The organism is Streptomyces sp. NPDC059564, assembly GCF_042735575.1.
GTDB lineage: Bacteria > Actinomycetota > Actinomycetes > Streptomycetales > Streptomycetaceae > Streptomyces.
Genome location: NZ_JBHWBP010000302.1, coordinates 1 through 9,375 on the forward strand (window position 1 = coordinate 1; position 9,375 = coordinate 9,375).

Consider the following 9,375-nt stretch of genomic DNA (forward strand, 5'->3'; position numbering starts at 1 on the left):
CAGGCTGAAGCAGACCTGGTCGCCGAGTTCGGTCCGCGGGACGGGGAAGGGGCGCCACTTCTGGTTGCCGGGGTCGTTCCAGACGTGGACCACGGTCTTGTCCTGCCAGGTGTCGAGGATCTCCCGGGTGCCGGGGTCGAGGTAGAAGGCGGCCTCGCGCGAGAGCATCCGGTAGCCGCCGGCCCCGCCGTCCTCGGGCGCCGCTGCGGCCTCGATCCGGGCGACGTTGAGGCCCTCGAAGCCGAAGAGGCGGCGGTAGGGCTCGCCGGGGGCCGAGGAGTACACGTCGCCGGTCCACCAGAAGGTGACCTCGTCGCCGTCGAGGGAGCCTCGGGTGCGGGCGAAGGCGTGCAGCAGTTCTTCCGGTGTCATACGGAGAACTCTGCGCGGTCCCCGTCGGGCCCGGCAAGCACCGGACGGGCCAACCCGTGGCCGGTGGACCGGTCCGGCCCTTGTTTCCCTGGTCACACGGCGGATCGGGCGGTGGACGGGGGCCGCCGGGGCGGCCGCTGCGTCAGGGCGGTGGAAACGCGCTCGAGAAGGCTGCTTTTACGTACAAACCACCCCGCGGCGGCAGCGGTCGCGGCACCCCGCGCGGCCTCGTCGTACGACACCTCCAACCTTCGTCCGGGCCCCTCGTGGGGATGCCCGGTTGACGGCCGTGCCGGGCACCGGCAACCGTGACCGCCATGGGGAAAGAACACCGACTTCTGGCACTGCTCGTCTGCCTGGTGCTGGGCACCGGACTGGCGGCCGCCGTGCTGGGCGCCTCCCGGGCGGCCGGGCCCCGTCACGCTTCCGTGGCGGGCGCCTACGTGGACATACGCGGGGTTCCGCTCGATCCGCAGACCCCGCCCCCGGCGGGCCCCGGGGCCTCCTCCGGTTCGGTGACGGTGGACTGCGGGCGCAACGAGGAGGGCCACTGGAACGAGGACAACCTCGTGGTCTCCCCCGGCCTGCGCGCGGGCGCCCACCACACGCACGCCTACGTGGGCAACCTCTCCACGGACGCCCTGTCGACCGACGCCTCGCTGGCCGCGGCCACCACCAGCTGCGCGGGAGGCGACCGCTCCACCTACTACTGGCCCGTGCTGCGCCGGGTGGACCGCCCGGGGAGCGGGGCGCACGAGCACTCGGCCGGGCACGGCAACACGGGCGAGATCCTGCCGGAGACCTCGGTGACCGTGGAGTTCCGGGGCAGCCCGGTGAGCAAGGTCGTGCCGATGCCCCGCTTCCTGCGGGCGATGACCGGCGACGCGGTCGCGTACACGGCGGGGACGGGCGCCGACGTCCGGGCGCGCTGGGGCTGTTCGGGCTTCCCCGGCCGGGCCACCACCGACTACCCGCGCTGTCCGGCCGGCTCGCTGGTCACCCGTACGCTCGTCTTCCCCAGCTGCTGGAACGGGCTGGACACGAACGCCCCCGACCACCGTGCGCACCTGCTGTTCCCCTCCTCCCGGGGCGTGTGCCCGCAGGGCACCTTCCCGGTGCCCGAGCTGCGCCTGTCGCTGTCCTACGCGGTGGCACCCGGGGTGCCGATCGCGCTCGACTCCTTCCCCGAGCAGCGGCACAGCCCGAGGACGGACCACGCGATGTTCGTCGACGTGATGACCGACGGACAGATGGACGCGATCGTCACCTGTCTCAACGAGGGGCGCGAGTGCCGCACGTGAGTGACGCAGGTCACGTGAACCGGATCCGCGCCCAGGGCGTGTTCCGACCGCACCAGGTAACACCAGGCGGACGGAGAGGGTGAGATGGCCGGACCACTGTGGCCCCGCACTCGGCGGGGCTCGACCGACGAGGCACTGATCAGGGCGGTCTACGAGGAGCACGGCAACGCCCTGCTCGCGTACGCCACCCGGCTGACCGGGGACCGGGCCGCCGCCGAGGACATCGTCCAGGAGACGCTGATCCGCGCGTGGCGGCATTCCGAGGTCCTGGTCAACGGGAAGGGGTCGGTGCGCGGCTGGCTGCTCACGGTGGCCCGCAACATCATCACGGACCGGTACCGCGCGAAGGCCGCCCGGCCGCCGGAGGTTTCCGGTGCGGCGGCGGCTCCCCCGGTCGAGGGGGACCACGCGGACTCGGTGGTGGACACCATGACGGTGCTCGGCGCCCTGGACCGGCTGTCGCCGGAACACCGGGACGTGCTGACGGAGCTGTACTACCGCCAGCGCAGCGTCGCCGAGACCGCCGACCGGCTCGGCATTCCCGCCGGGACGGTCAAATCCCGCTCGCACTACGCGCTGAAGGCCCTGCGCGAGGTGTTCGCGGACGGCGGCGGGAACGGCGCCGGGAACAGACGATCAGGCCGGCCGCCCCAGCAGCCCGGCGGACTGCGGGAGGTGGTGGCATGAACCGGCAGAGGCACGAGGAGGAACTGCTCGGCCCGTACGTGCTCGGAGTCCTGGACGACGTGGAGGTCCGCCGGGTCGAGGGACACACGAGCGGATGTGTGCAGTGCCGTGAGGAGGTGGCCGCGTTGCGCGAGATGGAGAGCGTACTGGGCGAGGTGCCGGAGGAGGCGTTCCTCGACGGGCCCCCGCAGGGCGGCGACCTGCTGCTCCAGCGGACCCTGCGCCAGGTGCGCGGGGAGCGGGCGGCGTCGGCGCGGCGCCGGGTGGGGCTGGCCGGTCTGGCCGTGGCGGCTTCGCTCGCGGCCGTGTTCTGGGCCGGGGCCCAGATGGGCGCGGACCAGGAGCACACCGGGGCGCTGCCCGGGCCGGCGACCCCGAGCGCGTCGGCGGCGCCTTCGCCGCCCGTGGCGGGGACGAAGGTGGCCTCTGCGACGGATCAGGGCTCGGGCGCGCGGATGAACGTACAGGTGACGCCCGCGGCGAAGTGGGTCCGGGTGCACGCGGCGGTGACCGGGATCCCGGCGGGTGAGCGCTGCCGGCTGGTGGTGGTCTCCAAGGACGGTACGCGGTCCACGGCGGGCGGCTGGGTCGTGGGCACGGCCGAGCACGGCGAGGGCAAGGGGGCGTCCCTGGACGGCTCCGCGGCCGTGGACCCGGCGCAGGTGAAGGAGGTCCTGGTGGAGAACGAGTCGGGCCGGACGTTCGTGTCCGTGCCGGTGTAGCGGGACGTGACGGAGCCCGGGAGCATGTCCAGCTCCCGGGCTCCTGTTTGCCACCCAATTGCGCACACCGGCTGCGTTTAAGAACAGGGATCAAGGTGAGGCCGACGTGTTCTGCCTTTGAACTACCGCGCCACGAAAGAGGCGCAGGAGGGACTTGAACCCCCATCCGTCAGTGATCGTCCCTGCTCGGTCGATCCGGTGTTCGGCGGCGAATACTGAGACTGGAGCGATAGTCTGAGATTCAAGGGGGCCGCGTCTGGCGGACGCCCCTGTTCAGCTTCAACATCAGTTTCAGCTTGCGCTCTCGCGCACCCCCTGCGACACAGGGGGCGTTTTCGGGGCTACCTGAACAGGTAGCCGAACACCGCGTCGCCGACCCGCTGGTCGGTGACCTCGGTGCCGTTGGCCTCCTCGCGGGCGAACTTCACGGCCTGCTGGAGCCGCTCCACGCGGTCGAGGAGCTCGTTGACGCGGCGGGCCGGGAGGGCGCCGGAGAACTTCACGGTCGTCCAGTAACCGACGGCGACGTCCTCGTAGTAGACCTCGACCTGCGCCGGGTGCTGCTCGGTGGCCTCGGCCTTGACGTGGTTGCGCGGGACCTTCTTGGTGCGGATCGTGCGCACGGCCTCCGTCCGCCAGGAGTCCGTGGACGGGTCCAGGTTCCAGGATTCCGAGGCGTCGAGGACCGGCAGCTTCCGCACGAAGGTGTGGAGGTCGGTCAGCTGCTTCTCCAGGAAGAGCAGGTAGGGCACCGGCACTTCGGCGAGGAGCACGTTGCCGTCGACGACGACGTCCGCGGCCGCCGTGCGGTTCGCCCAGTCCTTGGTCGCCGTCACGTCGAAGAGACGGGTCAGGGTGCTCGCCGTCGCCCGCAGCACGTCCTCGGCCATGACCTGCACCCGGGTGGACTCGGGGGGCAGCTGTTCGCCCTCCTCGTCCTTGGGCTGGTACGTCCGCGAGATGCCGGCCAGCAGGGCGGGCTTCTGCACGTCGTGGTGAGCCTGGGTGAGCTCCTGGAGGGACTTGGACTTGACGCCCTTTTCGACTGCGATGATCTGATTCAGCTTCGGCACGTGATCAACCTAGCAACTCTGCGGATGAGATGACCATTCGATACGTCACGGGGTGTGGAAGCGGACTTCGGGGGCGTCGGCCGACGGGCCGTCCAGGACGGGCCGGGCCTGTCCCTTGAGGTGCCGGTCGAAGAAGGCGGTCACGTAGCGGCGGGTCAGTTCGACGGCGCGGGAGCCGGGCAGCGGGGCCTCCGGGTGGGGCAGGCCGAGCTGGTCGCGGATGGCGGGGAAGTCGGTGGGCCCGAAGTGGTCGGTGCCGTCGAGGGTGATCCAGCGCTTCCAGCCGTCGAAGTGCGGCCAGGGGCCGGACCAGTTGCCGGGGGTGTCGCCGGGCACGCTCGCGGCCGAGCCCAGCAGCATGAAGGGGCGGCCGCCGATCCCGGCCGCCGGGTACGGCTCGGGCAGGGTGCCGTCCATGTCGATGCCCGCCCGGATGCGCGGGTCGGCGGCCATCGCCGGCAGGGCGGCGGCTCCGCCGATGGAGTGGCCGGCCATCGCGATGCGGCCCCGGTCGATCAGGTCGGCGTGGCGCCAGGCGGGGTCGCGGCGTGCGGTGAGCCGGTCCAGCAGGAAGGAGGTGTCGCGGGCGCGGACCTCGGTGACGGCCTCGCGGCCGCCGGGGCCCTGGGTCTGGTCGCAGGCCAGGCAGGTCAGGATGCGGCCGCCGGGAAAGACGGTGGCGGCGCTCTCGTAGGCGTGGTCGACGGCGGCCACCACGTAGCCCCGGGAGGCGAGTTCCTCGGCGAGGGAGCTGAGGGTGGCCCGGGGGACGGTGAAGCCGGGTGAGAGGACGATCAGCGGGTAGCGGCCCTGGACGGGCCGGGCGCCGGTGCGGGCGTGGGCCCGGGTGGCGGCGAAGGCCGCCGGGTCGATGACCCCGTCCAGGCCCTTGTCGGCGAGGATCAGCCGGGCTTCCTCGGTGCTCATGTACGGAGCGGGGGCGCGGCCGGTGCCGCGCTCGGCCGGGTAGCGCAGGGTGACCATCAGCTCGCGGGGGCCGGAGTGCGCCCAGGGGTCGGTCCTGGCGCGGTCGACCAGGTGGAGGTCTTCCTGGCCCACGGCGAACCGGCCGGTGGGGAGCGGGAGTCCGGGCGCCGCGCTCTGGAGCCGTGGGGCGGCGGCGGGTGCCGGGTTCGCTGCCGAGGTCCCGGCGAGCGGGAGCGGGAGCAGGAGGGCTAACAGGGCCGCGGCGGCCGCGGTGCGGTGTCTGATCTGCATGACACCGAAGCTAGGCGGCCGGCCGCGGCCGTACGTCGGCTCTCAGGTTGATCCGGGCTCAGCCTGCAGTCGTAGAGAGCGTCACCGGGAGGTCGAACAGGTCGTTCTGGGTGAGGATCGGCTTGTTGCGCAGTTCCTCGCGCGCCACGGCCAGGGTCAGCTCCGGGAAGCGGGCGTAGAGGGCCGGGAGGGCGACCAGGGCCTCCAGCCGGGACAGGGCCGCGCCGGGGCAGACGTGGGGGCCGTGGCCGAAGGAGATGTGCCGGTTGGGGGTCCGGGTGACGTCGAACGCGCCCGCCGTCTCGCCGTGCTGGGCCTCGTCGCGGCCCAGGGCGCCGAAGGAGACGATCAGGCCCTCGCCCTTGGGCAGGATCCGGTCCCCGACCTCGATGTCCTCGGTGGCGAAGCGGATGAGGACGTGCGAGGTGGGGGTGGACCAGCGCAGGGTCTCCTCGATGAGGTTCTCCCACGGGACCTCGCCCGCGAGGACGAGGGCGCGCTGCTCGGGGTGGGTCTCCAGGGCGACGACGGCGTTGACGATCAGGCTGATGGTGGTCTCGTGGCCGGCGGCGACCATCAGCTGGAGGGTGTTGGTGATCTCCTCGGTACTGAGGTGGTCGCCGTCCTCGGAGGCCGCGATGAGCGCGCTGGTCAGGTCGTCGCCCGGGTTCTCGCGCTTGGACTCCACGATCCGGGAGAAGAGCGCGCCGAGGTCCGCCATCATCTGGGGGACTTCCCCGGGCAGGGTCTGGGTGGAGAAGAACTTCTCGAAGAGCGCCTTGAGGCGGGGGTGTTCGGCGGCGTCCACGCCCATCAGCTCGCTGATGACGTTCATCGGGAGCGGGTACGCGAAGGCGGCCTTCAGGTCGACGGTCTCGCCGGCCGGGACGGTGGCCAGCTTGTCGAGCATCTCCGTGGTCAGCGCTTCGATGCCGGCGCGCAGCGTCTCCACCCGGCGCACGGTCAGGGCCTGGGCGACGAGGGTGCGCAGGCGGCGGTGCTCGTCGCCGTCGACGGTGAGCATGGAGCGGCCCGGGTTGGCGAGGCCGATCAGCGGCCAGTCCGGGGGGATCTCGCCGCGCTGCCAGGCGCCCCACACGTCGATGTCCTTGACGACTCTGGGGTCGGTGAGGAGTCTTCGCGCCTCGGCGTGGTGCGTGACCGCGTACACGCCGACGCCACCGGGCAGTACGACGGGAACCAGCGGGCCGGCGGCGCGCAGCGCGGCGCTCTCGGCGTCGAGGTCGGTGACGAACGGGTCGAGCACCAGGGGGGCGGGGCCGGTGTGGTCGATCGGGCAGGTCATCGGGCGGCTCCAAGAGCGGGGGTGGGAGTGTAGGTCACGGGCAGGGCGGAGAGCCCGCGCAGCCAGGGCGAGGGGCGCCGGGTGAGCGCCTCGGCAGGGCCGGCGAGGTCGACGTCGGGGAGCCGGTCGAGGAGGACCTCGATGCCGGTCCGCGCGATGACCTCGGCGACCTCCTGGGCCGGGAAGGGGCAGCGGTGTTCGCCGTGGCCGAAGGAGAAGAAGGCGTTGTTCCCGCCGGTGAGGGCGCCCGCGTCGACGCGTACGTCCGGGTCGCCGTTGGCGGCGGCCAGGCCCAGCAGGACCAGGTCGCCGCTGCCGATGCGCTGGCCGCCGAGCTTGGTGTCGCGGGTGGTCCAGCGGCCGGCGACGTTCTGGGTCGGGGTGTCCTCCCAGAGCACTTCGTTCATGGCCTCGCCGACGCTGTGCCGGCCGCCGGCCAGGGAGGCGGCGAAGCGGTCGTCGGTGAGCATCAGGCGCAGCGAGTTGCCGATCCAGTCGGCGGTGGGCTGGTGGCCCGCGGCCATCATCACCATCAGGTCCTGGGCGACCTCGTCGACGGTGAAGCCGGCGGTGTTGGCCAGCATCCGGGAGGCGACGTCCGGTCCGGGTTCGGCGGCCTTGGCGGCGAGCAGCGCGTACATCGACTCGCCGAGGTGGCGCTGGCCGTCCAGGGCGCCCTCCCGGCCGTTGATCATGTCGTTCATGGCGGTGACGAGGCCGGGGCCCTGCTCGTCGGAGAAGCCGTAGAGGCGGGCGAGGACGCGCAGGGGCAGGAGCATGGCGTACTGGCCGACGATGTCGCACTCGCCCTTGCCGCACAGCTGGTCGATCAGCTCGTCGGCGAAGCGTTCGGCGTGGTCCTTGAGTTCGAAGGGGTCCACGGCCTCCAGGGCGGCGGAGATCACGGCGGCGCGCTCGCGGTGGCGTTCGCCGACGGTGTAGAGGATCGACGGCTGCTTGCGGCCGATCATCGGGAGCAGCGGCCAGTCCGCCGGGATGCGGTCCCACTGGTTCCACAGGTCGGAGTCGCGGGAGAAGAGCTGCGGGTCGCTGGTGACCTGGTGGAGTTCGCGGTAGCCGAGGACCAGCCAGGCGGGGACGTCGCCGTCGAGGACGACCGGGGCGACGGCGCCGTGGTCGCGGCGCATCTCCCGGTACAGCTCGACGGGGTCGGTCTGGAAGCGGGGGCCGCCGAGGTAGACGGGCTGGGGCTCGGGGGTGGTCACGGGGTGGGCTCCGGGATCGTGGACTGGAGGGCCGGCCGGGGGTGTCGTGCGCCGGTGCGCAGGTGCTGGAGGTGTTCGACGAGCGAGATCAGCACCTGCTTGCTGGACTCGCGGGAGCGGGCGTCGCAGAACAGCAGCGGGACCTCGGCCGGCAGGTCGAGGGCGCCGCGGATCTGCTCCGGGGTGTGGGCGGGCCCGCCGAAGTCGTTGCAGGCCACGACGAAGGGCGTGCCGTGGTGTTCGAGGCGGTCGATGGCGTACCAGGAGTCGGCGAGCCGGCGGGTGTCGACGAGGACGACCGCGCCGAGGGTGCCGGAGAACAGCCTGTCCCACAGGAACCAGAACCGCTCCTGGCCGGGGGCGCCGAAGAGGTACAGCACGTTGTGGGCGTCGAGGGTGATGCGGCCGAAGTCGAAGGCGACCGTGGTGGCGGTCTTGCCGCCCACGCCCTCGGTGTCGTCGACGGCCTCGCCGGCCTTCGTCATCGTCTCTTCGGTGTTCAGCGGACGGATCTCGCTGACGGAGCGGACCATGGTGGTCTTGCCGACGCCGAAACCGCCCACGATCACGATCTTGAGACCGTTGTCGGCGGTGCTGCTGAGGGTCTGACGGGGCTCGCCCCGGTCAGAGGTTTCGGAGTCCAACGAGCACCTGCTCCAGGATGTCGAGGTCGGGAAGGCGGTACGCCGCCGCGCGGGGGTGCCGGGCGCTGATGCGGCCGGTGCCGAGGAGGTCGGCGAGGAGGATCCGTACGATCGACACGGGCAGGCCCAGTTCGGCGGCGATCTCCACGACGGCGGTCGGGAAGCGCGACATCCGCAGGATCGCCGCGTGCTCGGACTGCATGCCGGGCACCGGGTCGCATTCGGCGACGATCAGGGTCACCAGGTCGAAGGCGTCGGAACCGGAGCTGCTGCGGCCGCCGGTGAGGGTGTAGAGCCGGTCCGGGGAGTCGTCCCGGCCCGGCCTGCCGCGGCTCATCCCCGCGGCCTGGCGATCAGATGCTCGCTCAGCTGCTCCACCAGTTCGGACATGTTGTGGCCGACGAGGCCCGCGTCGGCGTCCTCGGCGGCGACGAGCGCGAGGTGCGCGCCTTCGCCGGCCTCGACGATGAAGAGGAGTCCGCCGTAGAACTCGGCCATGGCCGAGCGGACTCCACCGGTGCCGTCGCCGAACTCGATGGACGCCCCGTGGGACAGGCTCTGGATGCCGGCGGCGATCGCCGCGAGCTGGTCGGCCTGGTCGACGGAGAGCTCGGGGGTGCGGCACAGCTTGAGGCCGTCGCGGGACAGCACGAGGGCGTGCCGGGCGCCGGGGGTGCGCTCCAGGAGCCCTTCCAGGAGCCAGCTGAGCGTCTCGTCGGTGGTGGAGCCGGTCATGTGCGTGTTGCCTTCCGGGTACGGGGGTTCGTGGGGGCGTTCGGACCGGCCGGGCGGGGGCCCGGCCGGCCGGCACGGCCCCCCTTAAGGC

The 9,375-nt window shown here is 72.4% G+C and carries 11 protein-coding genes; 3 read left to right on the forward strand and 8 right to left on the reverse strand.

Annotated features, from left to right (window positions below; translation table 11 throughout):
• Nucleotides 1–372: DUF1838 family protein (locus tag ACFV0Q_RS32585; protein WP_385010268.1), on the reverse strand; the 372-nt coding region annotated here is incomplete at its 3' end.
• A gap of 317 nt (nt 373–689) precedes the next feature.
• On the opposite strand from ACFV0Q_RS32585, the gene ACFV0Q_RS32590 reads away from it, so the two are divergent.
• From ACFV0Q_RS32590 to ACFV0Q_RS32600, 3 genes are all read left to right on the forward strand, one after another.
• On the forward strand, nt 690–1,673 hold the full coding sequence (locus tag ACFV0Q_RS32590; protein ID WP_385010270.1) for a DUF1996 domain-containing protein: 984 nt from the start codon (nt 690–692) through the stop codon (nt 1,671–1,673).
• 84 nt (nt 1,674–1,757) lie between these two features.
• Nucleotides 1,758–2,360 carry a sigma-70 family RNA polymerase sigma factor gene (locus ACFV0Q_RS32595; RefSeq protein WP_385010272.1) on the forward strand — a complete coding sequence of 201 codons (603 nt, stop codon included), beginning with the start codon at nt 1,758–1,760 and terminating at the stop codon, nt 2,358–2,360.
• Nucleotides 2,357–3,082 (forward strand): zf-HC2 domain-containing protein, encoded by a 726-nt coding sequence (locus ACFV0Q_RS32600; protein ID WP_385010274.1) that lies wholly within the window; start codon nt 2,357–2,359, stop codon nt 3,080–3,082. The genes ACFV0Q_RS32595 and ACFV0Q_RS32600 overlap by 4 nt, the downstream gene beginning before the upstream one ends.
• A gap of 341 nt (nt 3,083–3,423) precedes the next feature.
• Here ACFV0Q_RS32600 and ACFV0Q_RS32605 read toward each other — a convergent pair whose 3' ends face one another.
• The 7 genes from ACFV0Q_RS32605 to ACFV0Q_RS32635 are packed head-to-tail and all read right to left on the reverse strand — an operon-like array spanning nt 3,424 to nt 9,284.
• Nucleotides 3,424–4,155, reverse strand: coding sequence for a hypothetical protein (locus ACFV0Q_RS32605; protein ID WP_385010276.1), 732 nt, complete (start codon nt 4,153–4,155; stop codon nt 3,424–3,426).
• Between the two features lie 45 nt (nt 4,156–4,200).
• On the reverse strand, nt 4,201–5,373 hold the full coding sequence (locus ACFV0Q_RS32610) for an alpha/beta hydrolase family protein (RefSeq protein ID WP_385010277.1): 1,173 nt from the start codon (nt 5,371–5,373) through the stop codon (nt 4,201–4,203).
• Between the two features lie 58 nt (nt 5,374–5,431).
• Nucleotides 5,432–6,679: a cytochrome P450 gene (locus tag ACFV0Q_RS32615; protein WP_385010279.1), complete on the reverse strand. Its 1,248-nt coding sequence runs from the start codon at nt 6,677–6,679 to the stop codon at nt 5,432–5,434.
• Nucleotides 6,676–7,905, reverse strand: coding sequence for a cytochrome P450 (locus tag ACFV0Q_RS32620; protein WP_385010280.1), 1,230 nt, complete (start codon nt 7,903–7,905; stop codon nt 6,676–6,678). Before ACFV0Q_RS32620 ends, ACFV0Q_RS32615 begins: the two co-directional genes overlap by 4 nt.
• Nucleotides 7,902–8,549 (reverse strand): ATP/GTP-binding protein, encoded by a 648-nt coding sequence (locus ACFV0Q_RS32625; RefSeq protein WP_385010282.1) that lies wholly within the window; start codon nt 8,547–8,549, stop codon nt 7,902–7,904. Before ACFV0Q_RS32625 ends, ACFV0Q_RS32620 begins: the two co-directional genes overlap by 4 nt.
• Nucleotides 8,530–8,886, reverse strand: a complete 357-nt coding sequence (locus ACFV0Q_RS32630; protein WP_385010284.1) for a DUF742 domain-containing protein — start codon at nt 8,884–8,886, stop codon at nt 8,530–8,532. The genes ACFV0Q_RS32625 and ACFV0Q_RS32630 overlap by 20 nt, the downstream gene beginning before the upstream one ends.
• Entirely contained in the window at nt 8,883–9,284 is a 402-nt protein-coding gene (locus ACFV0Q_RS32635) for a roadblock/LC7 domain-containing protein (RefSeq protein ID WP_266579719.1), read from the reverse strand. The genes ACFV0Q_RS32630 and ACFV0Q_RS32635 overlap by 4 nt, the downstream gene beginning before the upstream one ends.
• Between the last annotated feature and the right edge of the window lie 91 nt (nt 9,285–9,375).

Excerpts from the sequence above, each read along its gene's own strand:
- ACFV0Q_RS32590 (WP_385010270.1), top strand. The coding sequence starts at position 690 with ATGGGGAAAGAACACCGACTTCTGGCACTGCTCGTCTGCCTGGTGCTG.
- ACFV0Q_RS32595 (WP_385010272.1), top strand. The coding sequence starts at position 1,758 with ATGGCCGGACCACTGTGGCCCCGCACTCGGCGGGGCTCGACCGACGAG.
- ACFV0Q_RS32600 (WP_385010274.1), top strand. The coding sequence starts at position 2,357 with ATGAACCGGCAGAGGCACGAGGAGGAACTGCTCGGCCCGTACGTGCTC.
- ACFV0Q_RS32610 (WP_385010277.1), bottom strand. The coding sequence starts at position 5,373 with ATGCAGATCAGACACCGCACCGCGGCCGCCGCGGCCCTGTTAGCCCTC.
- ACFV0Q_RS32615 (WP_385010279.1), bottom strand. The coding sequence starts at position 6,679 with ATGACCTGCCCGATCGACCACACCGGCCCCGCCCCCCTGGTGCTCGAC.
- ACFV0Q_RS32630 (WP_385010284.1), bottom strand. The coding sequence starts at position 8,886 with ATGAGCCGCGGCAGGCCGGGCCGGGACGACTCCCCGGACCGGCTCTAC.
- ACFV0Q_RS32635 (WP_266579719.1), bottom strand. The coding sequence starts at position 9,284 with ATGACCGGCTCCACCACCGACGAGACGCTCAGCTGGCTCCTGGAAGGG.